This is a genomic window from Sinorhizobium sp. BG8 (assembly GCF_016864555.1).
In the GTDB taxonomy this organism is placed as follows: Bacteria; Pseudomonadota; Alphaproteobacteria; order Rhizobiales; family Rhizobiaceae; genus BG8.
This window is the reverse complement of record NZ_CP044011.1, coordinates 2,558,760-2,580,476: the sequence shown is the minus strand read 5'-3', so window position 1 is coordinate 2,580,476 and position 21,717 is coordinate 2,558,760. Positions and strand designations below refer to the sequence as shown.

General features: G+C 62.1%; 26 protein-coding genes and 2 pseudogenes. 12 read left to right on the top strand and 16 right to left on the bottom strand.

The window, feature by feature from the left end:
• Positions 1-36: 36 nt before the first annotated feature.
• Positions 37-420 carry a glyoxalase superfamily protein gene (locus tag F3Y30_RS12265; RefSeq protein ID WP_203422991.1) on the top strand — a complete coding sequence of 128 codons (384 nt, stop codon included), beginning with the start codon at positions 37-39 and terminating at the stop codon, positions 418-420.
• A 225-nt stretch (positions 421-645) separates the two neighbouring features.
• On the top strand, positions 646-1,131 hold the full coding sequence (locus F3Y30_RS12260) for a VOC family protein (protein ID WP_203422990.1): 486 nt from the start codon (positions 646-648) through the stop codon (positions 1,129-1,131).
• 77 nt (positions 1,132-1,208) lie between these two features.
• Here the strand turns inward: F3Y30_RS12260 and F3Y30_RS12255 are convergent, their stop codons facing one another.
• On the bottom strand, positions 1,209-1,784 hold the full coding sequence (locus F3Y30_RS12255; protein WP_203422989.1) for a dTDP-4-dehydrorhamnose 3,5-epimerase family protein: 576 nt from the start codon (positions 1,782-1,784) through the stop codon (positions 1,209-1,211).
• 115 nt (positions 1,785-1,899) lie between these two features.
• On the bottom strand, positions 1,900-3,021 hold the full coding sequence (locus F3Y30_RS12250) for an acyltransferase (protein ID WP_203422988.1): 1,122 nt from the start codon (positions 3,019-3,021) through the stop codon (positions 1,900-1,902).
• Between the two features lie 1,069 nt (positions 3,022-4,090).
• Here F3Y30_RS12250 and F3Y30_RS12245 point away from each other — a divergent pair.
• From F3Y30_RS12245 to F3Y30_RS12210, 8 genes are all read left to right on the top strand, one after another.
• Positions 4,091-5,005, top strand: coding sequence for a J domain-containing protein (locus F3Y30_RS12245; RefSeq protein ID WP_203422987.1), 915 nt, complete (start codon positions 4,091-4,093; stop codon positions 5,003-5,005).
• A 2-nt stretch (positions 5,006-5,007) separates the two neighbouring features.
• Positions 5,008-5,322 (top strand): chaperone modulator CbpM, encoded by a 315-nt coding sequence (locus F3Y30_RS12240; RefSeq protein WP_203422986.1) that lies wholly within the window; start codon positions 5,008-5,010, stop codon positions 5,320-5,322.
• A gap of 45 nt (positions 5,323-5,367) precedes the next feature.
• Positions 5,368-5,535 carry a hypothetical protein gene (locus F3Y30_RS12235; RefSeq protein ID WP_203422985.1) on the top strand — a complete coding sequence of 56 codons (168 nt, stop codon included), beginning with the start codon at positions 5,368-5,370 and terminating at the stop codon, positions 5,533-5,535.
• 179 nt (positions 5,536-5,714) lie between these two features.
• Entirely contained in the window at positions 5,715-5,921 is a 207-nt protein-coding gene (locus tag F3Y30_RS12230) for a hypothetical protein (RefSeq protein WP_203422984.1), read from the top strand.
• Between the two features lie 19 nt (positions 5,922-5,940).
• Positions 5,941-7,323 carry a 4-hydroxy-tetrahydrodipicolinate synthase gene (gene dapA, locus F3Y30_RS12225; protein ID WP_246752723.1) on the top strand — a complete coding sequence of 461 codons (1,383 nt, stop codon included), beginning with the start codon at positions 5,941-5,943 and terminating at the stop codon, positions 7,321-7,323.
• Positions 7,324-7,331: 8 nt separating this feature from the next.
• Complete coding sequence (locus tag F3Y30_RS12220; protein ID WP_203422983.1) at positions 7,332-7,475, top strand: hypothetical protein; 144 nt, start codon at positions 7,332-7,334, stop codon at positions 7,473-7,475.
• 37 nt (positions 7,476-7,512) lie between these two features.
• Positions 7,513-7,803, top strand: coding sequence for a hypothetical protein (locus tag F3Y30_RS12215; RefSeq protein WP_203422982.1), 291 nt, complete (start codon positions 7,513-7,515; stop codon positions 7,801-7,803).
• A 213-nt stretch (positions 7,804-8,016) separates the two neighbouring features.
• On the top strand, positions 8,017-8,337 hold the full coding sequence (locus tag F3Y30_RS12210) for a DUF1883 domain-containing protein (protein WP_203422981.1): 321 nt from the start codon (positions 8,017-8,019) through the stop codon (positions 8,335-8,337).
• Positions 8,338-8,341: 4 nt separating this feature from the next.
• Here F3Y30_RS12210 and F3Y30_RS12205 read toward each other — a convergent pair whose 3' ends face one another.
• Entirely contained in the window at positions 8,342-9,649 is a 1,308-nt protein-coding gene (locus tag F3Y30_RS12205) for a replication-associated recombination protein A (protein WP_203422980.1), read from the bottom strand.
• Positions 9,646-11,045: pseudogene (locus F3Y30_RS12200) on the bottom strand (DegQ family serine endoprotease). Before F3Y30_RS12200 ends, F3Y30_RS12205 begins: the two are co-directional and overlap by 4 nt.
• Positions 11,046-11,290: 245 nt before the next feature.
• On the opposite strand from F3Y30_RS12200, the gene msrP reads away from it, so the two are divergent.
• Positions 11,291-12,232, top strand: a complete 942-nt coding sequence (gene msrP, locus F3Y30_RS12195; protein ID WP_203422979.1) for a protein-methionine-sulfoxide reductase catalytic subunit MsrP — start codon at positions 11,291-11,293, stop codon at positions 12,230-12,232.
• Positions 12,229-12,888, top strand: a complete 660-nt coding sequence (gene msrQ, locus F3Y30_RS12190) for a protein-methionine-sulfoxide reductase heme-binding subunit MsrQ (RefSeq protein WP_203426592.1) — start codon at positions 12,229-12,231, stop codon at positions 12,886-12,888. Before msrP ends, msrQ begins: the two co-directional genes overlap by 4 nt.
• Here msrQ and F3Y30_RS12185 read toward each other — a convergent pair.
• From F3Y30_RS12185 to rplF, 12 genes and pseudogenes are all read right to left on the bottom strand, one after another.
• Positions 12,881-14,077, bottom strand: a complete 1,197-nt coding sequence (locus F3Y30_RS12185) for a GGDEF domain-containing protein (protein ID WP_203422978.1) — start codon at positions 14,075-14,077, stop codon at positions 12,881-12,883. The two genes, msrQ and F3Y30_RS12185, sit on opposite strands and share 8 nt — an antisense overlap.
• A gap of 161 nt (positions 14,078-14,238) precedes the next feature.
• Positions 14,239-14,664 carry a 50S ribosomal protein L17 gene (gene rplQ, locus F3Y30_RS12180; protein ID WP_203422977.1) on the bottom strand — a complete coding sequence of 142 codons (426 nt, stop codon included), beginning with the start codon at positions 14,662-14,664 and terminating at the stop codon, positions 14,239-14,241.
• A gap of 123 nt (positions 14,665-14,787) precedes the next feature.
• A complete protein-coding gene (locus F3Y30_RS12175) occupies positions 14,788-15,798 on the bottom strand; it encodes a DNA-directed RNA polymerase subunit alpha (RefSeq protein WP_203422976.1) in 1,011 nt (336 codons plus the stop codon).
• A 103-nt stretch (positions 15,799-15,901) separates the two neighbouring features.
• Positions 15,902-16,291, bottom strand: coding sequence for a 30S ribosomal protein S11 (gene rpsK, locus F3Y30_RS12170; RefSeq protein WP_023513823.1), 390 nt, complete (start codon positions 16,289-16,291; stop codon positions 15,902-15,904).
• Between the two features lie 268 nt (positions 16,292-16,559).
• Entirely contained in the window at positions 16,560-16,928 is a 369-nt protein-coding gene (gene rpsM, locus F3Y30_RS12165) for a 30S ribosomal protein S13 (RefSeq protein ID WP_203422975.1), read from the bottom strand.
• A gap of 233 nt (positions 16,929-17,161) precedes the next feature.
• Positions 17,162-17,739: pseudogene (locus tag F3Y30_RS12160) on the bottom strand (adenylate kinase).
• The gene (gene secY, locus F3Y30_RS12155) at positions 17,736-19,076 is read right to left on the bottom strand and encodes a preprotein translocase subunit SecY (RefSeq protein ID WP_203422974.1); all 1,341 of its coding nucleotides are present in this window, start codon (positions 19,074-19,076) and stop codon (positions 17,736-17,738) included. The pseudogene F3Y30_RS12160 and the gene secY overlap by 4 nt, the downstream one beginning before the upstream one ends.
• Positions 19,077-19,401: 325 nt before the next feature.
• Entirely contained in the window at positions 19,402-19,872 is a 471-nt protein-coding gene (gene rplO / locus F3Y30_RS12150; protein WP_203422973.1) for a 50S ribosomal protein L15, read from the bottom strand.
• Between the two features lie 12 nt (positions 19,873-19,884).
• On the bottom strand, positions 19,885-20,088 hold the full coding sequence (gene rpmD / locus F3Y30_RS12145; RefSeq protein WP_203422972.1) for a 50S ribosomal protein L30: 204 nt from the start codon (positions 20,086-20,088) through the stop codon (positions 19,885-19,887).
• A 13-nt stretch (positions 20,089-20,101) separates the two neighbouring features.
• Entirely contained in the window at positions 20,102-20,671 is a 570-nt protein-coding gene (gene rpsE / locus F3Y30_RS12140; protein ID WP_203422971.1) for a 30S ribosomal protein S5, read from the bottom strand.
• A 125-nt stretch (positions 20,672-20,796) separates the two neighbouring features.
• The gene (rplR, locus tag F3Y30_RS12135; protein WP_203422970.1) at positions 20,797-21,159 is read right to left on the bottom strand and encodes a 50S ribosomal protein L18; all 363 of its coding nucleotides are present in this window, start codon (positions 21,157-21,159) and stop codon (positions 20,797-20,799) included.
• Between the two features lie 12 nt (positions 21,160-21,171).
• Positions 21,172-21,705 carry a 50S ribosomal protein L6 gene (gene rplF, locus F3Y30_RS12130; protein WP_203422969.1) on the bottom strand — a complete coding sequence of 178 codons (534 nt, stop codon included), beginning with the start codon at positions 21,703-21,705 and terminating at the stop codon, positions 21,172-21,174.
• Positions 21,706-21,717 lie beyond the last annotated feature (12 nt).

Here is a 21,717-nt window from a genome sequence, read left to right as displayed (position 1 = left end):
ACTCAACCAGTAGCTATCGGCGTTCCGGAGAATTGCATGAGCGAAATTTCCCTGACGTCTATTGTCCCGATCCTCTTTGTGCGTGATGTGCCCGCGAGCGCCCGATTCTTTAATGAGAAACTCGGATTTGACGTCGATTTCCTCCACGGTACGCCGCCGTTTTACGGCTCTGTGTCGCGCGGCGCGGCCTGCCTGCATCTTCGCTGTGTCAGCAAACCGAATTTTGCCGATCTGGCGGCACGCGAGGTCTCGCTTGTCCTCGCCACAATTGAGGTCTCGGACGTGCACGGGCTTTTTGAGGAGCTGAAAGGACGCGGCGCAGAGTTTGTTCAGGAACCAACCAGCCAGAACTGGGGTGGAACGGACTTCCATGTCCGTGACCCCGACGGGAACGCGATTTCGTTCGTCGCGTACGAATGACGGTGATCTATCCGAGGCGTTTGGCGCTATCAGAACCATAGCAATCAGTGCATTTCCGCAATGGTGAAATGACCGCCTCTGGCGCAAAGCTGCCAACGCCGCGTCGTTGTCAATTGGTGGCATCTGCTACCTGGTTCCGCAAATTCCCTGCCCCTGTCGGAAACGGCGCAAGCGGAACGTCCTTCGGATGTAACCACCCGGTTACGAGCAAGGAGGGTTTCATTCATGCCGAAGGTCATTTCCCATCTGTGGTTCGCCGAAAAGGCCCGCGAGGCGGTCGCGCACTACGTTTCGCTCATCCCGAACTCCAAAGTCATCCGCACGTCCGGCGTGCCGGCGGAGACACCGAGCGGCCCGCCCGGCAGCGTCACGATCATCGAGTTCACGCTCGGCGACCAGCATTTCACTGCGTTGGAAGCAGGCCCTCTCGATCCGTTCAACCATTCCTTCTCGATCCAGGTCCTGTGCGATACCCAGGAGGAAATCGACCGGATCTGGGATGGCCTGCTCGCCGATGGCGGCGCCACGGAGCAATGCGGCTGGCTGAGAGATCGCTGGGGCCTGTGCTGGCAGATCGTTCCGCGCGTGCTCATCGAAATGGTCGACGATCCCGACCGCGCGGCTGCGAAGCGGGCCACCGAAGCCATGCTGGGAATGATCAAGCTCGATATCGCCGGGCTCGAGCGTGCCTTTTCCGCCTCGCCGACCTGAATTTCGGAGCAGAGCGCAACCCGGTCGGGTGGCAGCGGAGCATCTCCGGCATGACGCCGCCACGCGGCGTGTCGGCCTCAGTTGTGGGGCTCGCACACCCTGTCGCGTTGCACCGCGCGCCCGGGAAGCGCGAAGTCGGCCGCGCTCGAATCCTTCTGCGATACACGGGTGGGCGCCATCGGCCAGCCGATCGCGAAGAAGGGGTCGTCCCATCGAACGACGCGTTCATGCTGCTCGGAATACCCGGCCGACGTGGTGTAGATCACTTCGGTCGCGTCGGTGAGAGACATGAAACCATGCGCGCAGCCGGGCGGAACATAGACGAGCGAGAGCTTTTCCGCTGAGAGTTCCACACCCGCCCAGCGGCCGAATGTCGGGGATCCGTGGCGGACATCCGCAACGACGTCGTAGATGCGCCCGCGCACGCATCTCAAAATCTTCGCCTCGGCGGCCGGCTCCACCTGATAGTGCAGGCCCCGGACGGTCCCGGCATTGAACGTGACCGAATTGTTGATCTGTCCGATCGAGGCGATGAGGCCCTGTTCGATGAGAAGATCGGCCGAGAAGAGCTTGGTAAAATTGCCGCGCTCGTCTTCCTGCTGGTCGAGTTCGATCAGGAAGGCGCCGTCGACGGACAGCGGGTTGAGCTTCATGGGCGCGGCCTCCGGCCAGCGGGCAGCCGATACCGCCACGCCGCCTCGATCGCGCGCTGCTGCCGGCCCTTTTCTTCCCTGCCGGACCCTCCCGGTTCCCGGTCGCCTTTCTCCATCATGCTCCCACCACTAGCCGCGAATATCTGCCCAGCACCCAACGCAGGACGAAGATGACGGCAAAACAGGTTGCCGTTCCAAGCAGGAACGTAATCGCCCCCCCGAGGACGAGATCCCAGTTCGAATCCGGTGACGACGCTATATCCGCCGAGAAACCGATGAAGCGGCGGAACACGAAGCCGTGGAGGAAGTAGAGCCCGAACGCATAGGACCCGAAAAGCGAAAGCAGCCGCGCGGGCCCCGGCGGCAATCCGCCCGAGAAACGCCAGACCCAGAGCATGAGCAGCAGACCGAGCGACAGCTTCTGCACGTAGTAGACGCTCTCCCTGAGCGAGGTCGGGCCCCAGTAGTCGATGTCGCGTGCATTGAGCACGACGAGGGTGGCGGTCGCCGCGACGGCGAGAAGTCCGAGCAACCATGCATAGCGGGAAACGTCCGTCAGCCGGCCTTCGATATCCCTGCCGAGGTACAATCCAATAATATATGCACCGGTAAAGTATAGGATCGTCGATAGCGTAACTTCTGTGCCCGTCCGGGAGAACAACATCGGTAGAATGATTGCCGAGGCCAGGAGCAAGTTGCGAAAGCGCGAAGCAAGCAGAGCGTGCAACACGGGACTGAGAGCGTAAAGAAGCAGCACCACCGGTATATACCAGTAGACGACCTGCGCCTCGCCCCACAAGAGATTGTAGCCGAGCGTCCTTGCAAAGGAGCCGATGCTGATGCCATCGGGCGCGCCGTTTGCGGACAGGAAGAAGACGAGGGTCGTGAACAGGACCGTCATCACCACATAGGGCGCCGCAATGTTCCGCAGGCGCCCCTTGTAGAAATCGGTCACCGGCTGCTTCGAGAGGCTGCGGGAATAGAATATCCCTGAAATTAGCGTGAAGTAGAGCGTCGTGTTGTGAAAAAGGATGTCGTTTGCGATGAAGACCGGGTTCGACGCGGCAACCGGTTCGTCGTAGCCCCGCAGCATGAAGCCGCGCCCGGCATGCATGATCATGATCTGCAGCATCGTCAGGCCGCGGAAATAATGGAGGTAGGCCAGCCTCTCGCGCGTCGCCACTCCGGCACCGAAAACCGCATCAGACCCGAAAGCGCTTGTGCTTGCTTGAGACAATACCGGGCGCTCCTGGTGGTTGCGGCTTTTGGGCGAGTGATACGGATTGCGATGTTACTTCCTCAAAGCGAATTGAAAATCTGCCGAAAGATATATTTTGGCTGGCAATACTGAGCTCCCCGCAAATCGTCTTTCGGAAATCCGCGCGCTTCCAGCGTTCTACGCGCGGAAATTGAAAGGCCACGCAGGGTATTCTCTACCCGGTCACTTCGGTTCAAAACACCCTCGGTCCCCTGCCCGGAAGACACGGCGGCGGTTCATCGGACACCCCTTGCAGCCCACCTGCAACCGGACCTTGCCGGATCTTCTTCTCCCGTGCCTGCCCCAGTCGCCACGTGGAGCAGCACGAGGACATGCCGCCGGAACCTGCCCCCGTTCAGCCCAAACCGTTTCTCGGTTTTCCCCGCTCGCGGCAGCCATGCGATCATCCTGTCGTTCCGCCGCGGATACACTGCGAGGCGTCGTGGCGAGGCGGGACCGGCGCTCTGTGCGGAGGAAGGACGTGAGCTTCCGCACCGGGGGTCCGCAGAAAATGGTTCCCCTCTCACCCCCTTGAACAGGGGCGGGACGTGCCTGTGCGGCACATATGAATGGACCGGCGACTGGCCGGCCGAAGAGCGGCCGATCCGCCAAGGCGGAACGGCTCTCTGAAAGCCCGCCTTTCGTGGCGCCGCGGCGACCGTGCCAAGGTCCCGCCGCGAGTGCCACCCTGGAAAGGTGCCGTCATCCGCGCAGAGGAACCGGAGTTGCGGGCACAAACCGCCGAACGGGGCGCCGCAAGGTGCCATACTGTTTCATTTCACGAGGCAGCTTCCGGCGCCCCGTCCGAACCCTTCTGCAAACCCACGGCGGCAAACCGCGCGTGGATATCCGTGCGCGGCATGGCAAAAGGGGGCAACAGCGATCCTCCCCTGCCGGTCCCTTCCGGCCCTGCCTCCCCCTCCCCGTGTCCGCGACGGTTGTGGTCGGAACGCAGACATGGCACGTTGGGCGTTGCGTCCGGCGGACCTTTGCCACGGTCCTCCTCGGAGACGGCAGAAACTGATGGGATGGTTCCGAGGGAGACCGAATGAGCCGCAGTCCGTACGAAGTTCTCGGCGTTGCCCGCGATGCGCCACAGAAGGACATCCAGAGCGCCTACCGAAAGCTTGCGAAGAAGCTTCACCCTGACCTCAACCCCGGCGACAAGAGCGCCGAGGAGAAGTTCAAGGCGGTCTCGGCCGCCTATTCGTTGCTGGGCGACGAGGAGAAACGCGGCAAGTACGATCGCGGGGAGATCGACGAGACCGGTGCGGAAGCGGCTCCGCGACACTATTACCGCGAATATGCCTCCGCCGGCGACACGGCCGGGCGCTACGGCAGCGCCCAGGGCTTCGGCGACTTCACCGATGCCGACGAGGTGTTTTCCGGCTTCTTCTCGCGCGGGGGCCAGGGCGGTCGCCGGACGATGCGCGGACGGGACGCGCATTTCTCGATGGAGATCGACTTCCTGGACGCGGCCAACGGCGCCAAGAGGCAGATCGGCCTGCCCGACGGGCCGCCCATCGATCTGCAGATCCCGCCGGGCACCCGTGACGGCCAGACGCTCAGGCTGCGCGGCAAGGGCGAGCCCGGCTTCGACGGCGGACAGGCGGGCGATGCACTGATCGAGATCCGCGTTCGCCCGCACCCGCTCTTCAAGGCCGATGGCGACGACGTGCGCTTCGAGGTCCCGATCTCGCTTTCGGAGGCTGTGCTCGGCGGCAAGATCCGCGTGCCGACGCTCGACGGGGCGGTCAATGTCACCATTCCGGCAAATTCCAACACCGGCAAGACGCTACGTCTCAAGGGCAAGGGACTGCACAGACAGGGCGGAGGACATGGCGATGCCTACGTCACGCTCAAAATCATGCTTCCGGCGGAACCCGACCAGGAACTGGCCGCTTTCATCCAGGGCTGGTCCGCGGGCAAGGCGGAGGATCCGCGCAAGGGCATGGGAGGCTGATCATGGACGACACCGAGTTCTGCAGGAGTCTCGAGATCGAGGTCTCGGTCCTCCGCGTCTGGATCGAACAGAGGTGGCTGTTGCCGAGGGACACCGAGGGGGCCGCGGTCTTCGAGGAGGCGGACCTTGCCCGCGCCCGCCTCATCCAGGACCTGTCCGGTCCGATGGGCGTCAATTCCCCCGGCGTCGATGTCGCGATGCATCTTCTCGACCAGATTCACGATCTTCGTGGTAGACTGACAGAGGTCCTCGCCGCGATCCGCGAGCAGGATCAGGAGATCCAGGAGCGCATCCTGTCCACAATAGAGCGGCGGTAGCCCCGGCTGCCGCCGAAACAGCCCTTGCCTCACGAGGAGCCCGAGATGACAGCCGAAAAGCCCCGTAGCGGAAAGCCCCCGGCCCAGAAGTCGCCGGAAGACGAAAAGGCCAAGCGGAAGGAACAGGACGACTATCTCGAGGAAGCCCTGGAGGAGACCTTCCCCGCCAGTGATCCCATCGCGCCGGGTCACGTCACGGACAGCAAGCACTGAGCCGTAGGGCACTGCTTCCCGACCGCCCTTCCCCGCCGGGCCGGTAATCGGCCCACGGAGCATGCCGCCCGGCATCGGCGGTCCTTATGCTTTCCTTATGCCGGGCACCGTTCTTCGCAATCGAAATCCTACGGCGTGCAGATCTAGCATGCGGGCATCGTCAAATCGGAAACGATGCCATGTCGTCCAACCCAAACGATCCCCTCCACTTTCTCTCCACGCGGATGGTCTTTGCCCGTCTCGCGCTCGATGCCTTCGCCCGCAGACCGAAGCAGCCGTCCGGTCGTGCCAACGCCCTGCGCGAGAACCGCCTCCGGGCGCTGCGCACCCTGGCCACGACCGCGCTCATCCTCGCCGGCATCGGCTGGCTTATCATCATCGGCTGAACCGGCAGAGGATTGCTTCATGCACAGTGAGGGTCAAACGAACGATAACCCTGACGAGGCGGTGACCGGGGAAGGCGCGTGGTCGAGCGATCCGGTTTCCAGCCTGGCGGACCGGCTTTCCGCCGCCCGTATCCTTCGCGAGCACCACGTCTGGGAAGCGCTGCGCGTTCTCCCCGCACTCGCCGAATTCCGCGATGACAGCGACCGCTTCGCCAGATTTCGGGCGCTGATGGAGGCGGGATCCCTCATCGAGGCAATCCAGTTCCTCGGCACCGCCGCACGGCCGGAATGGCGCCTGATAGATGTCTCCCGCAGCGAGGAAAACTGGATCTGCCAGCTTGAGCGTGGAGGAGCAGGCGGTGCCATCCCGCGCTGGCACGCCACCGCGCGGCACCGTGACCGCGCGGCAGCCCTTCTCGCAGCCGTCGTCTCGAGCGAGCAGCACACAAAAACAACCGATCGAAACATACCGGAGCATTCCATGCCGACTTCCCTTCGAAGATATCTTCCCGAAGGCGCAATCTGCGATCTCGTCACCCCCTTCCGCGATGGAGAGGTCGACCGCGTCGGGCTGATGACGCTCATCGAGTGGCAGATCCGCAGCGGGATCTCAGGTCTCGTCGTCTGCGGCGAGGCAAGCGAAGCACCAACCCTCTCGCGCGAGGAACGCGCAGCGGTCATCGGTCTTGCGGCTGACGTCGTCGATCATCAGGTGCCGCTTCTCGCAGGCACCGGCACCAATTCGACCGAAACCACGATCGGTCTAACGCGACAGGCACAGGCCCTTGGCGCGGACGCAGCTGTCGTCGTAACGCCCTACTACAACAAGCCGTCGCAGGAGGGCCTGTTTCGTCATTTCGAAAAACTGGCGGCGGCCGTCGATCTCCCGATCATCGTGTGCAACGCGCCCGGTCGCACGGCGGTAGACCTCTCCACGCGGACGCTGGAACGCCTCGCCTCGATCCCCTCGATCGTCGGCGTCATGGATTGCACCGGGGACATGACCCGCTTTGCCGGACTGCCGCCCGCGCTTCGGGACCGTTTCCGTCATCTCTCGGGTCACGACGCGACCGCCTGCCCGTTCTTCCTGTGCGGCGGCAGCGGCTCGATCTCCGCCGGGGCCAACGTGGCACCACGGCTCTTCGCGGCCATGCACAGTGCGCTTAGGACCGGCAACGTCGATGCGGCCTATGCCCTGCAGGCGCGGCTCAATCCACTTGTGCAGGCATTGGAGAAGGAAGGCACGCCCGCCGCCATCAAGCATGCGCTGTCCCTCGTGCTTCCCCTCAGCGCCGAGGTGCGGCTCCCGATCACGGCTGCGGCCCTCGAAACGCAGGCGGAAATCCGGATGGCCCTGTCGTCGCTGCCCGAATGCGGCGAACGGCACCGGCGTGCAGGGTGAGGCGCGAAATGACGGGAACCGGACTTCCGAACACCCCACCGGGACAGGACCCGGCACCATGGCGCGCCGCTCTGCGGGCGCTTGCCCCGCGACTTGCCGTCGTCCTTCTTCTCGCCGCCGTCGTCGAGGCCATCACCTCCACGGCGCCGTGACTTCCCATCCAGTTCTTCAACAAGGAAATGCAGCCCCATGGCCAGTCGCCATCACAAGCAATGGAATGTTCCCGAAGCCGCCCGCTTCACGATCGGCCGTGACGATCACGGCTGGTGGGTCGTCAACGACAGACTTGGGAGGGTCGGAGGCCTCTTCGTCAGCGAGGACGCCGCCCTCCATTTCGCCGCCGCCGAATGCGGGCGTAACCCGACGGAGATTTCGAGGGCGCCGCAGGGCGTCATCGTCGAATTCGGCGGATTTTCCAGACCGGCCTCCACAGCGGGAACGCTGGCACGCCCACCGAGGCTCGTCCGTACCCGGCACTGACGGCCGTGGGCGCCGCACTCGGTCGTCGATGGCCGGCGGTGACGAGCGGCCAGGGAATCCCCTTCCGTCGCGCCATGCCACACCCCAAAAATCCACCCGGATCATCCCCGCACAAAACGCCGATGATAGGATCCATCAAGCGAGCGCTCTTGCAGGGATTCCTTAACCCGGGAAAGCGAGTATCAGGGAGATCGCGGCATCGTCAGGAACTCCATGTCAACGAACGGCTTCCCCTACACGCATTACGACCTCAACGACCAGCGCTCCGGATCGGTGATCGAAATCACGCTGACGGCGGTTGCCAATGTCCGGCTGATGACCCATGCGAATTTCGACCTGTTCAAGAATGCGCGCAAGCACAAGTTCCTGGGCGGGGTCGCGAAGAAGTCGCCGATCCGTCTGTCAATTCCGGAAAGCGGTCACTGGCATGTCGTGGTCGACATGGAAGGCCATCCGACCAAGGCCGAAAGCTCCATCAAGCTCTTCCCGCCACCGAAACCGGCACCGCGGCCACGCTTCAATCAGGCGTCCTGAGCCTTCAGCGGCGTTCGCGGCGCAGCTTGGCCCACCAGTCCAGCCGCTTGCGGATCTCGCGCTCGAATCCGCGCTCCGGCGGATCATAGAAGGTCTGCCGGCCCATCTTCTCCGGAAAATAGTCCTGGCCGGAAAAGGCGTCGGGCTCGTCGTGGTCGTAGCGGTAGCCGTCACCGTACCCTTCCCCCTTCATCAGCTTGGTGGGGGCGTTGAGGATATGCTTAGGCGGCAGCAGGGAGCCGTTTTCCTTGGCCGCACGCGTCGCCGCCTTGAAGGCGGTGTAGACGGCGTTCGACTTCGGTGCGGTGGCGAGGTAAACGCAGGCCTCGGCGAGCGCGAGCTCACCTTCCGGCGAACCGAGGAAATCGTAGGCGTCCTTGGCGGCATTGCAGACGACGAGCGCCTGCGGATCGGCAAGGCCGATGTCTTCCACCGCCATCCGCACCAGCCGCCGACCGAGAAAGAGCGGATCCTCCCCGGCATCGAACATGCGCGCCAGGTAGTAGAGTGCCGCATCCGGATCCGATCCGCGGACCGACTTGTGGAGCGCCGAGATGAGATTGTAGTGGCCGTCCTGCGCCTTGTCGTAGACCGGCGCCCTTCGCTGGACGATACGGAACAGGTCTTCCTGGCCGAACACTTCATCCGGTCGGGCAGCACGCCATACCTCTTCGGCAAGCGTCAGGACCGCACGGCCGTCGCCATCCGCCATCCGGATCAGCGACGCGCGCGCGTCCGGGTCGAGCGGCAGCGCCCTGCTCTCGGTTTCCTCGGCGCGCTTCAGCAGTTCCTCGAGGCTGTCAGCGTCATGCGACTTGAACGTCAGGACACGGGCACGCGACAGAAGCGCTGCGTTGAGCTCGAAGGAGGGATTCTCCGTTGTCGCGCCGATGAGGATAATGGTGCCATCCTCCATCACAGGAAGGAAACTGTCCTGCTGCGCCCTGTTGAAGCGGTGGATCTCGTCCACGAAAAGCAGTGTCTGGCGACCGTTCATGCGCCTCTGGCGCGCCGCGTCGAAGACCTTCTTCAGGTCCGCGACACCCGAGAAAATGGCGGAGATCTGTTCAAAGGCGAGACCGGCCTCTCCGGAAAGCAGGCGGGCGACGGTCGTCTTGCCCGTACCGGGAGGTCCCCAGAAAATCATCGAGCCGAGCGAGCCCGCCTCGATCATCCGGGAAAGCACGCCGTCCTCCCCGGTGAGATGCTCCTGACCGGACACCTCCTTCAGCGTCTGCGGCCGCAGACGGTCGGCAAGCGGCCGCTTGGCCGCCATTCCTTCCGGTTCCTTGGGCGTGAAAAGGTCGCTCATCGGAAAAACTGTCGGATACGCTGGCCGTCGCGCTCGATCTCGACGCGCCAGATGGAGGGATCCTCGTCCACGAGGCTTTCCAGCACCTCGGTGGAAGCCACGGCCGTACCGTTCAGCTCAACAACGATATCGCGCGGCTGCAGGCCGATGCGTGCGGCTGGCGAGCCTCGATTGACTTGCGTCACCACCACGCCCGACGAACTCGTCGACATGCGCAGCTCCTCGGCGAGACGCGGCGAAAGATTGGCGACCACGGCGCCTGCGAAGGGGTTGCGTCCCTCGACCAGCCGCTCGTCGCGCGGCACGGTCTCCGGTGCGCGGTCGAGCGCAATCGTCAGCTGTTCCTGTTCCTTGCCGTCGATGCTGACGGTCAGCGTCGCCTTGCCGCCGATGCCGACCGTCGCCAGGCGATAACCGAGGGCGTCGGGATGTTCGACCGGAATGCCGTTCACGGCAAGAACCACCTGGCCGGGCTTCAGGCCCGCCTTCTCCGCGGGGCTGTTTGGCAGGACTTTCGACACGAGCGCGCCGCGTGCACGATCGAGACCCAGCGCCTCGGCGACCTCCGAGGTGACGGCGTCGAAGGTCGCGCCGACGAAGGGACGGTCGAACGTCGTGCTTCCGCCTTCCGCGCTCGTCACAAAGGCTTTCACAAGGTTGGCGGGAATGGCGAAGCCCACGCCGTTCGAACCGCCTCCCGGGAAAAGATGGCCGTGTTGATGCCGATGAGCTCGCCCTTCATGTTGATGAGACCGCCACCGGAGTTGCCGGGATTGATCGAGGCGTCGGTCTGGATGAAGAAGCCGAAATCACCGGACTTGATCTGATTGCGTGCGAGGGCGGAAACGATGCCGCTGGTGACAGTCTGCCCCACTCCGAACGGATTGCCGATCGCCAGAACGAGGTCACCGACCTCCACCGCGTCGCTGTCGCCGAGCGGCATAGTCTCGAACTCTGCCTTCGCGTCGATCTTCAGCACCGCAAGGTCCACCCGGTCGTCCTTGAGCATCACCTTGCACGGATATTCGCGACCATCGGCGAGTGCGACCTTGATGTCGTTTGCACCGTCGATCACGTGATTGTTCGTGACGACGATGCCATTCTTGCCGACGATGACCCCGGAACCCAGCGACGACTGTTTCTCCGAGCGATTCGGCATCCGCTGTCCGAAGAACTCCTCGAAGAAGGGATTGTCTTCGAAGATCGATCGGCGCTCGACCACCTTTTCGGCATAGACGTTCACGACTGCGTTGGCGGTCTGCTTCACGAGGGGCGCAAAAGACAGCTGCATTTCGAGTTTGGACTGGGGAACGGCCCTCTCGGCCTGAGCCATCGCCGGCCCGCAGGCAACCATGGCAAAAACAAACGCCGTTACAATTCGTTGGCCGATCAGCATGAAGCATTCTCCGTTTCTTCGCCGCCACGTTCAGATAGGATTTCGGACGAAAAAAGGCAAACGCGGTCGCGGTCGGACTATACGAAGAAACTCACGTTGCGCGCACGAAAACGTGGTTGCCCGCCCCCTTTCGCCGTGAACGAATCTCTGTTTTCCTCAACCGTCACACCCGCCTTATCATCGACGAGTGCAACGATCGTACTTGTGCCATCATCCATCGCACTCGTTGCTCAAGGAGCAAGGCCATGCCAGCCTACCGCGTCCCGAAAATCGCCAGTTCGGAGATTACGCCGAAGCAGTGTTTCCTGAACCGCCGGGCTTTCCTCGCCACCTCCGCGGGCGGCCTGCTTCTAGCCGGTGCGGCAAGCGCCGAGGCCGCAGCACTGAAAGCGGCCGCAAGCAGCTACAAGGTCGACGAGCCGCTGACGCCTGAAAAGGATGTCACGACCTACAACAATTTCTACGAGTTCGGCATGGGCAAGGCCGATCCGGCTGCCAGTTCAGAAAACTTCAAGCCGACGCCCTGGACGGTAAAGGTCGACGGCATGGTTTCGAAGCCGAAGGACTTCGGCATCGAGGAACTTCTCGGAATGCCGATCGAAGAGCGCATCTACCGTATGCGCTGCGTCGAGGCCTGGTCGATGGTCATACCCTGGATCGGCTTCCCCCTTTCTGCCCTCCTCGACAAGGTCGAACCGCTCGGCAGCGCCAAGTACGTAGCATTCGAGACCGTCGTCAGGCCCGAGGAGATGCCCGGCCAGGCTGGCTATTTCCAGTCGCTGCCCTGGCCCTATGTCGAAGGTCTGCGCCTGGACGAGGCCCGGCATCCCCTGGCCATCCTCGCCGTCGGGCTCTACGGCCAGACGCTCCCGAACCAGAACGGAGCACCCATCCGGCTCGTCGTTCCCTGGAAGTACGGGTTCAAGGGGATCAAGTCGATCGTCCGGATCACGCTTACGGACCAGGAACCGAAGAACACATGGCAGGTCGCCAACCCGCAGGAGTACGGTTTCTATGCGAACGTCAATCCGGAGGTCGATCATCCGCGCTGGAGCCAGGCCACGGAGCGTCGGATCGGTGGCGGGGGCTTCTTCGGTGCGGATCGCCGGCCGACTCTTCCCTTCAACGGCTATGGCGAGGAGGTCGCAAGCCTCTATGCCGGCATGGACTTGAGGGCAAACTTCTGATGGGCGTCAAGCTGGAGATTCCGAAGCGCTGGCAACCCGCCTCGGTCTGGATGCTCTATGCCATCGGCCTCGTGCCGGCTGTCTCGCAGTTCTATCTCGGAGCTACCGGCCGCCTTGGGCCAGACCCCGTCAAGACCTTCGAGCTGGCACTTGGGCTATGGACCCTTCGCTTCCTCATCCTGACCCTTGCCATCAGCCCCTTACGCGAACTCGGCGGCTGGAACCTCATCCGCTACAGGCGGGCACTGGGACTTCTGACTTTCTACTACGCGGTGATGCATTTCTCCGTGTACATGATCCTCGACCAGGCGCTCTACCTCAAGGCGGTCGTTCAGGATGTGCTCAAGCGGCCCTTCATCATGTTTGGAATGGCAGCGCTTGTCCTCCTCATACCCCTCGCCCTGACATCAAACACCTACTCGATCCGACGCCTGGGAATGAACTGGAACCGGCTGCACCGCCTCGTCTACATCATCGCGGCGCTTGGGATCATCCATTTCGCGCTGTCCACCAAGGTTCTAACCGTGGAACAGTACGTCTATCTCACGATCATCATCGGGCTGCTGCTCTATCGCTCGGCCCGCCCGATCATCCGCGAGTTCAAAGGCGGACGCGCTCGGCTGCGCCCCGCAGTGGTACGGCAAAGCGTCAAATAACGCGAAGATTCGGACCTTTCGGCCCGACTCCTGCTTCCTGGCCAGCATGGTGGGCCTTGTCGGCCGCGCTGCTGACGACGCGGTTCCGGCCATTGCTCTTGGCAAGATAGAGCAACCGGTCCGCGCGGCTGATCGCGTCATGGATCGTGTGATCGCCGGCAGCCGTGACCGCGACGCCGAAACTCGCGGTGATCGAGTGGTCGATGCCGATGTGGCCGAGGTCTTGTTCCGACAATGCGAGGCGCACCGTGTTCGCGAGCATATGGGCGTCCTGCAAGCGGCAATTCGGCAGATAGGCGATAAACTCCTCACCGCCGAAGCGGGCGACAGCAACGCCCGGCCAGTCAAGCGAGCGCAGGTGCGTGGCTACCTCACGGATAGCCTCGTCCCCGGCAGCGTGTCCGAAGCGGTCGTTGATCGACTTGAACCAATCGATATCGGCAACGATGATGGCGGCGTCGTTCTTGCCCGCATGCCCGTTTTCACCGATGAGCTGGTCGAAGCCTCGACGGTTGAGAAGACCGGTCAGTGGATCCTCCTCCGACGCCTTGCGGTGCCGCTCGACGATCCGTAACGCCACGGAAGCAAGCGCCGTCAGCGCCATGAGCAATGCACCGATCGTCGCCGTGATCTGCATGATGAAGGCGTAGGACGAGCCAATAAAGGCATCCATGGCAGGGCTACCCGCCATGATGAAGAAGACGACCGTGCGCACCGTCGTCTCCAGCATGACGAAGATCACAGCGCCAAGGAGCGCACGATCCACCCACGTGGCGGCCCGGCGCCAGGAGGACAGCAGCGCAACCAGCATCAGCAGGCTGCAGGCAATGTCGCTGACGAAGAGCTCGACGCGCAGGCTTTGCGCGACAAAAACCGCGTAGGCGATGACGCCATAGGCGACAGCAGCAATGCCAAGACGAAGGGCGAGATGCCGGGGCGCGTCAAAATGCGTGGTCAGGCCATTGCTGTAGAGGAGGAAGGCGCTGAGGAACGTGGCGTCCGCCGTCATCGCGACCAGGGGCACCGGCGCGACAGCCTGCAGAAGCGGCGCAAGGAAGCCGAGCGCCGCACAGAGATAGCCGCCACCCCAAGACAGGGCGGAACGGTTGCCGAAGCGCGCGACGATGAGAAACGCCACGCCGAACAGGGTGAGAACCACCGGCAGCAGAAATGCGAAATTCTCGACCATCGCCCAAACTCGATTAAACCCGGACGGGACCTTAAGGCTCGGGGCTAAAGACAATCCCTAGCGACATGGTTTCCAAAACCTTGCAAAGCGCATTTTTGAAAAGAAAAAGCCGGACGCTTTCGCGTCCGGCTTCAAGACGTCCGGTGAGGACGTTTTTTCGATCAGGCGGCTTCGGCAGCGTCTGCTTCAGCGGCAACGCGAACCTTGTCGGCTGCGCCCTTGGCGTCGACGTCACGGTCGACGAACTCGATGACGGCCAGAGCCGCATTGTCGCCGTGGCGGAAGCCTGCCTTCATGATGCGAAGGTAGCCGCCGTTGCGGTTTGCGTAACGGCTTGCGATCGCGTCGAACAGCTTCGAAACAACGGCAACGTCGCGGATCTGCGAGATCGCCTGACGGCGAGCGTGCAGGTCGCCGCGCTTGCCGAGCGTGACAAGCTTTTCGACGATCGGACGAATTTCCTTCGCCTTCGGGAGCGTCGTTACGATCTGCTCATGCGTGATGAGCGAAGCAGCCATGTTGGCAAACATTGCCTTGCGGTGGCTGGCGGTCCTATTCAGCTTGCGGCCGGCTTTCTGGTGGCGCATTGCTATTCTCCTTTAATGCAGGGACCCATTCTCGTTCGGGCCTGCCGTTTCCTGGCACATACAGGCGTCAACACCTGCTGTTTGACGGGGAAAGGCAGCGAAAAGACCCTGCCTTTTGTTCTGTTAGTACTGGTCTTCGTAACGCTTTGCGAGATCTTCGATGTTCTCGGGCGGCCATGCCGGCACTTCCATGCCGAGGTGCAGGCCCATGGAAGCGAGAACTTCCTTGATTTCGTTCAGCGACTTGCGACCAAAGTTGGGAGTCCGGAGCATTTCGGCTTCGGTCTTCTGAATGAGGTCGCCGATGTAGACGATGTTGTCGTTCTTCAGGCAGTTGGCCGAACGGACGGACAGTTCCAGTTCGTCAACCTTCTTGAGAAGCGCCGGGTTGAAGGCGAGTTCCGTGACGGACTCTTCTTCAGCTTCCTTCTGCGGCTCGTCGAAGTTGACGAAGACCGACAGCTGGTCCTGAAGGATGCGGGCCGCGAATGCGATCGCATCTTCACCCGTGACCGAACCATCGGTTTCGATCGACATCGTCAGCTTGTCGTAGTCGAGAACCTGGCCTTCGCGGGTGTTTTCCACCTTGTAGGACACTTTCTTGACCGGCGAGTACAGGCTGTCGACCGGGATGAGGCCGATCGGAGCGTCTTCCGAGCGGTTACGCTCGGCCGGAACATAGCCCTTGCCGTTGTTGACGGTGAACTCCATGCGGATCTCGGCGCCCTCGTCGAGGGTGCAGATCACATGGTTCGGGTTGAGGATCTCGATATCGCCAACCGTCTGGATGTCGCCAGCCGTAACAACGCCCGGGCCCTGCTTGCGCACGACCATGCGCTTGGCATCGTCGCCATCCATCTTGATGGCGATTTCCTTGATGTTGAGCACGATGTCCGTCACGTCTTCCCGAACGCCCGGGATAGAGGAGAACTCATGCAGCACGCCGTCGATCTGCACGGCCGTAACAGCGGCACCACGCAGAGAGGAGAGCAGAACGCGACGAAGCGCGTTGCCGAGCGTCAGGCCGAAGCCACGCTCCAGGGGTTCCGCGACCAGGCTAACCTTGGTGCGGCCCGAGGAGGAGAACTCCACCTTGTTCGGCTTGATCAGTTCCTGCCAGTTTTTCTGGATCATATTTCTTGCCTTCCGTTCGCCGGCACCATCCAATCGTGCCGGCCGAGCCTTGAAGAGCCGGGAGGAGCGCCCGCGCGCTCACCGACCGGTTGAATGCAAATGATCAGACGCGGCGCTTCTTGCGCGGACGGCAGCCATTGTGCGGGATCGGCGTGACGTCGCGGATCGAAGTGATCATGAAGCCGGCAGCCTGCAGTGCACGCAGAGCCGATTCGCGACCGGAACCCGGACCGCAGACTTCGACTTCGAGCGACTTCATGCCGTGCTCCTGAGCCTTCTTGGCGCAGTCTTCAGCAGCGATCTGGGCAGCGAACGGGGTCGACTTGCGCGAACCCTTGAAGCCCTTTGCACCGGCGGACGACCAGGCAATCGCGTTGCCCTGTGCGTCGGTGATGGTGATCATCGTGTTGTTGAACGAAGAATTGACGTGAGCAACACCAGAGGTGATGTTCTTGCGTTCGCGACGGCGGACGCGTGCGGCTTCCTTGGCCATGGGTATTCCTTTCGTTGATCTCGACACCGCCGTAGTTCCAGCGGCTCCACCGGGTTGGAGCTCAGTCGCCCCTGCCCTGTCCTTGAATATGCGCGACGTAAAGAGAACGACCGCGCGGCGATATCGTCACTGCCGTAGCACCAGCAGCTCCACCGATCGGGGCAACCGTCTCTTGACGGCCCGCTGAAATGACAGCGGCAAAGCCCCTTTCGAAACTCAAAAGAGGCCGGCGCATCGCGCCAGCCCCTTATTCCCCGTTTCCGGGAAATTACTTCTTCTTGCCGGCGATGGCCTTTGCCGGACCCTTGCGGGTGCGAGCATTGGTGTGCGTGCGCTGGCCGCGGACCGGAAGGCCGCGACGATGACGCAGGCCGCGGTAGCAGCCGAGGTCCATCAGACGCTTGATGTTCATAGCCGTCTCACGACGCAGGTCGCCTTCGACCTGATAGTCGCGGTCGATCGTTTCACGGATCTGCAGGATTTCCGCATCCGTGAGCTGGTGCACGCGGCGATCAGCCGGAATACCGACCTTCTCGATGATCTCCTGTGCGAATTTCGGACCGATCCCGTGAATGTAGCGCAGCGCGATGACTACGCGCTTTGCAGTCGGGATGTTGACGCCAGCGATACGTGCCACGCCTGTTCTCCTTGCTTCCAGTTGCCATCCGGCAATAGGTGCTTCGTTATGCGGCCGCATCCGGCCACTCGTTCAACATGAGGTTCGGGACACGTCAAAAACGACCGCACCCGGACTTCGTTCTTCTGAAATCCGCGCCGACCGCTTTTCATGCCGCGAGTTGGCGCTGTCTTAAGAGGAATCGGCCGGAAAAGTCAACTCCCCGACCGCCTGTTTTTCAACCTGTTCCGGGCCTAGCCAAGAATCCCGTTGATGGCTGCGGTGACAACGCCGACATCAGCCATGCCATCGATCGTCTTCAGCTTGCCGGTCGTCGAATAGTAATTCGACAGCGGAGCGGTCTTTTCCCGATACTCGGTGAGTCGGCGCTTGAACGCCTCGGGATTGTCATCCGAGCGCACAGTGCCCCGGCTGCAATGGTTTCGGCCACACGGGTTTCCATCCGCTTGACCAACGCATCCTCGTCGACCTTCAGCTCGATCACCGCATCGAGGCCAAGCCCCTTGCCGGCAAGGATGCCATCAAGCGCTTCGGCCTGCGGAACCGTACGGGGATAGCCGTCGAGGATGAAGCCCCTGGCACAGTCCGCCGAATCAATCCGGTCCGACACGATCTCGTTGACTATCGCGTCCGAAACCAGCTGCCCGGCGTCCATGACTGCCTTGGCACGCTTTCCGACCTCGGTCTGGGCAGCTACGGCCGCCCTCAGCATATCTCCCGTGGAGAGCTGCGGAATGCCGTACTTCTCCGTCAGCAGCTTGGCTTGCGTCCCCTTGCCTGCTCCCGGCGGTCCCAAGAATATCAGTCTCATCGTCCCCTCTTCCCTCCACGCAGCTTCGATTTCTTGATCAGCCCCTCATATTGCTGAGCAATCAGGTGACCCTGTATCTGTGCTACCGTATCAAGGGTCACGCTGACAACAATCAAAAGCGACGTACCACCAAGGTAGAACGGCACACCCGTCTGCGCGATTAGGATTTCAGGAAGAATGCACACGAATACAAGATAGAGCGCGCCGATCACCGTGATGCGAGTCAGCACGTAGTCGATGTACTCCGCCGTACGCTCGCCCGGACGGATGCCCGGAATGAAGCCACCGTGCTTCTTCAGATTGTCGGCCGTGTCCTTCGGATTGAAGACGATAGCCGTATAGAAGAAGGCAAAGAAGGCAATCATTGCCGCGTAGAGGATCATGTAGAGCGGCTTGCCGTGACCGAGCGACGAAACGATCGTCGTCGCCCAGGCAGGCAGAGCTGCGGTGTTGCTGAAACCAGCAAGCGTCGCGGGCAAGAGCAGAAGCGAGGACGCGAAGATCGCGGGGATAACGCCCGAGGTGTTGAGCTTCAGCGGCAGGTGCGACGTATCGCCCTGGAACATGCGGTTGCCGACCTGGCGCTTCGGATACTGGATCAGGAGCCGGCGCTGCGCGCGCTCCACGAAGACGATGACCGCAATGACCGCAACAGCCATGACGACGACCGCGAAGATCACGCCGACCGAGAGCGCGCCGGTACGGCCGAGCTCGAGGGTTCCGGCCAGTGCCGTCGGGAGGTGAGCCACGATACCCGCGAAAATGATCAGCGAGATACCGTTGCCGATGCCGCGCGAGGTAATCTGCTCGCCCAGCCACATCAGGAACATCGTGCCGCCGAGCAGCGAGATCACGGTCGAAATGCGGAAGAACCAGCCCGGATCGTTCACAAGGCCGGATCCGCTTTCGAGACCGACCGAAATACCATAAGCCTGGAGGGCGCCGAGCAGCACCGTACCGTAGCGGGTGTACTGGTTGATGATCTTGCGGCCCTGCTCACCTTCCTTCTTCAGCTGCTCGAGCGAAGGAACGACCGATGTCATCAGCTGCACGATGATCGACGCGGAGATGTACGGCATGATGCCGAGCGCGAAGATCGCCATGCGCTCGACGGCGCCACCGGAGAACATGTTGAAGAGGCCGAGAATACCGCTGCTCTGGCCCTGGAAGGCCTGCGCGAAGGCTTCCGGGTTGAGGCCGGGAAGCGGAATGTAGGTACCGAGTCGGTACACCAGCAGCGCGCCGAGCGTGAACCAAAGGCGCTTCTTCAGGTCCTCCGCCTTGGCGAAGGTCGAGAAATTGAGATTCGAGGCGAGTTGTTCCGCTGCCGAAGCCATGCATATCTCCGCGTAACCATTTCCGGTGGCGGATGAACCGGCCAGGTCCGGAAACAGCTGATCCGTTGCCGCATCCCCTGCCCGGCCTTCTGGCCGCGCCTCAGGGCATACGCTTGAAATTCCTTCGACCAGCTTCACCCGCAGGGGGAACGCTGGATGTTCGGAGGCTAAACCCGGACCGACGCGGATTGTCAAGCAATCCGGGCCTCACCTTGGCTTTTCCTTCCGGACGGCGTGCGGAGTGTTGCATCCACATGCCGATGTGAGGCTCACATATGGGCGCAAAATCGCCCGGTGTGAAGCACACCGGGCGATTAATTCGTCATTACTCGGCAGCAGCCGAAAGCAGCTTGATGGAACCGCCGGCCTTTTCGATCTTTTCGATCGCGGCCTTGGAGGCGCCAGCAACTTCGATCGTTACCTTCGCCTTCAGTTCGCCGTCAGCGAGAACGCGGACGCCGTCCTTGGCGCGACGGATAACGCCGGCTGCCTTGAGGGCAGCTGCATCAACAGTTGCCTTCGGGTCGAGCTTGTTGGCGTCGATCGCGGTCTGGATACGAGCGAGCGAAACAACAACGAATTCGGAAGCGAAGATGTTGTTGAAGCCGCGCTTCGGCAGACGACGGTAGATGGGCATCTGACCGCCTTCGAAGCCGTTGATCGCAACGCCCGAACGAGCCTTCTGACCCTTGACACCGCGACCTGCGGTCTTGCCGGAGCCCGAACCAATACCGCGGCCGAGGCGCTTGCGGCTGTGGGTCGAACCCTCGTTGTCCTTGATTTCATTCAGTTTCATGATTCATCTCCCTCACTTCTCGTCGACAACGCGAACGAGGTGCTGGACGGCACGGATCATGCCGCGAACGGAAGGAGTGTCTTCCAGCGTGCGAACCCGGTGCATCTTGTTAAGACCGAGGCCGATCAGCGTCTGGCGCTGAACAGCCGGGCGGCGGATCGGCGAGCCGATCTGCTCGACGGTGACCGTCTTCTGTGCAACTTCTTTCTTGGCCATGGTTCAGGCTCCCTTATTCTTCGGAAGCAACGCCGGCGGAAGCACGGCGGGCCTGGAGCGTGGCGTACTTGATGCCGCGCTGCGCCGCGATGTCCTTCGGGTGCATCTGGTTCTTGAGAGCGTCGAACGTCGCACGGATCATGTTGTACGGGTTCGAGGAACCCGTCGACTTCGCGACGACGTCGTGCATGCCGAGCGTTTCGAACACAGCGCGCATCGGACCACCAGCGATGATACCGGTACCGGCCTTGGCCGAACGGAGCAGAACCTTACCGGCGCCGTGACGGCCGTGCACATCGTGGTGCAGCGTGCGGCCGGAGCGCAGCGGTACGAAGATCAGGTCGCGCTTGGCAGCTTCCGTTGCCTTGCGGATTGCTTCCGGAACTTCACGAGCCTTGCCGTGGCCGAAGCCGACGCGGCCTTTCTGGTCACCAACGACGACGAGAGCAGCGAAGCCGAAACGACGGCCGCCCTTCACCACCTTGGCGACGCGGTTGATTGCTACGAGCTTGTCGACAAATTCGCTGTCGCGCTCTTCGCGGCTCTGGCGATCTTCGCGAGAGCCCCTTCTTTCCTGTGCCATTGTCCTTTTCCTTTTTCTTTTCCGGGTGCAATCGGCAGATTGACGAAAGTCGCCCCCATCTCGATGAAACGGAAGCGACGATATTCCACTGTGCACCTAACGGGCGCGGATGCGCCCGAAGTGCATCAGAAGTTGAGGCCACCTTCACGGGCAGCTTCGGCAAGAGCCTTGATGCGGCCGTGATAGATGAAGGCGCCGCGGTCGAAAACCACGTCCTTGACGCCAGCCTTGACGGCGCGCTCTGCAATGAGCTTGCCAACAGCAGCCGCAGCTGCCGTGTCGGCGCCCGTCTTCAGGGACGAGCGCAGATCGGTGTCGAGCGTGGAAGCGGACGCAAGCGTCTTGCCGGCCACGTCGTCGATAACCTGTACGTAGATGTTCTTCGACGAGCGATGAACCGACAGGCGCGGACGGCCGTTGGCGACCGCCTTGATTTGACGGCGCACGCGGCTGGCGCGACGCACAAGAGTATCTTTCCTGCTAGCCATTTCGCGTGATCCTTACTTCTTCTTGCCTTCTTTGCGGACAATCCGCTCTTCGGCGTACTTGACACCCTTGCCCTTGTAGGGCTCGGGGCCACGGTATTCGCGGATTTCCGCGGCAACCTGGCCGACCTGCTGCTTGTTGATGCCGGACACGATGATTTCGGTCGGCTTCGGAACAGCAATCGTGATGCCTTCCGGCGTCTGATAGACGACGTCATGGCTGAAGCCGAGTGCCAGCTGCAGGTTCTTGCCCTGCATGGAAGCGCGGTAACCGACGCCGTTGATTTCGAGCTTGCGCTCGTAGCCGTCCTTCACGCCCTTGAAGATGTTTTCGATCATCGTGCGGGACATGCCCCACTTGGACCGCGCATCCTTGGACTGGCTGACCGGCTGTACAACAACGGCGTTGTCTTCCAGCTTCACGGAAACTTCGTCATTAGCGACGAAGAAGAGTTCACCCTTCGGGCCCTTTGCGGAAACCTTCTGGCCATCAACCGAAGCCGTGACACCAGCCGGAACCTGAACGGGCTTTTTACCGATACGAGACATTTTTTATACCTG

Coding starts and splice junctions, on each gene's coding strand:
- F3Y30_RS12265 (WP_203422991.1), top strand. CDS start 37: ATGAGCGAAATTTCCCTGACGTCTATTGTCCCGATCCTCTTTGTGCGT.
- F3Y30_RS12260 (WP_203422990.1), top strand. CDS start 646: ATGCCGAAGGTCATTTCCCATCTGTGGTTCGCCGAAAAGGCCCGCGAG.
- F3Y30_RS12255 (WP_203422989.1), bottom strand. CDS start 1,784: ATGAAGCTCAACCCGCTGTCCGTCGACGGCGCCTTCCTGATCGAACTC.
- F3Y30_RS12245 (WP_203422987.1), top strand. CDS start 4,091: ATGAGCCGCAGTCCGTACGAAGTTCTCGGCGTTGCCCGCGATGCGCCA.
- F3Y30_RS12240 (WP_203422986.1), top strand. CDS start 5,008: ATGGACGACACCGAGTTCTGCAGGAGTCTCGAGATCGAGGTCTCGGTC.
- F3Y30_RS12235 (WP_203422985.1), top strand. CDS start 5,368: ATGACAGCCGAAAAGCCCCGTAGCGGAAAGCCCCCGGCCCAGAAGTCG.
- F3Y30_RS12230 (WP_203422984.1), top strand. CDS start 5,715: ATGTCGTCCAACCCAAACGATCCCCTCCACTTTCTCTCCACGCGGATG.
- dapA (WP_246752723.1), top strand. CDS start 5,941: ATGCACAGTGAGGGTCAAACGAACGATAACCCTGACGAGGCGGTGACC.
- F3Y30_RS12220 (WP_203422983.1), top strand. CDS start 7,332: ATGACGGGAACCGGACTTCCGAACACCCCACCGGGACAGGACCCGGCA.
- F3Y30_RS12215 (WP_203422982.1), top strand. CDS start 7,513: ATGGCCAGTCGCCATCACAAGCAATGGAATGTTCCCGAAGCCGCCCGC.
- F3Y30_RS12210 (WP_203422981.1), top strand. CDS start 8,017: ATGTCAACGAACGGCTTCCCCTACACGCATTACGACCTCAACGACCAG.
- F3Y30_RS12205 (WP_203422980.1), bottom strand. CDS start 9,649: ATGAGCGACCTTTTCACGCCCAAGGAACCGGAAGGAATGGCGGCCAAG.
- msrP (WP_203422979.1), top strand. CDS start 11,291: ATGCCAGCCTACCGCGTCCCGAAAATCGCCAGTTCGGAGATTACGCCG.
- F3Y30_RS12185 (WP_203422978.1), bottom strand. CDS start 14,077: ATGGTCGAGAATTTCGCATTTCTGCTGCCGGTGGTTCTCACCCTGTTC.
- rplQ (WP_203422977.1), bottom strand. CDS start 14,664: ATGCGCCACCAGAAAGCCGGCCGCAAGCTGAATAGGACCGCCAGCCAC.
- F3Y30_RS12175 (WP_203422976.1), bottom strand. CDS start 15,798: ATGATCCAGAAAAACTGGCAGGAACTGATCAAGCCGAACAAGGTGGAG.
- rpsK (WP_023513823.1), bottom strand. CDS start 16,291: ATGGCCAAGGAAGCCGCACGCGTCCGCCGTCGCGAACGCAAGAACATC.
- secY (WP_203422974.1), bottom strand. CDS start 19,076: ATGGCTTCGGCAGCGGAACAACTCGCCTCGAATCTCAATTTCTCGACC.
- rplO (WP_203422973.1), bottom strand. CDS start 19,872: ATGAAACTGAATGAAATCAAGGACAACGAGGGTTCGACCCACAGCCGC.
- rpmD (WP_203422972.1), bottom strand. CDS start 20,088: ATGGCCAAGAAAGAAGTTGCACAGAAGACGGTCACCGTCGAGCAGATC.
- rpsE (WP_203422971.1), bottom strand. CDS start 20,671: ATGGCACAGGAAAGAAGGGGCTCTCGCGAAGATCGCCAGAGCCGCGAA.
- rplR (WP_203422970.1), bottom strand. CDS start 21,159: ATGGCTAGCAGGAAAGATACTCTTGTGCGTCGCGCCAGCCGCGTGCGC.
- rplF (WP_203422969.1), bottom strand. CDS start 21,705: ATGTCTCGTATCGGTAAAAAGCCCGTTCAGGTTCCGGCTGGTGTCACG.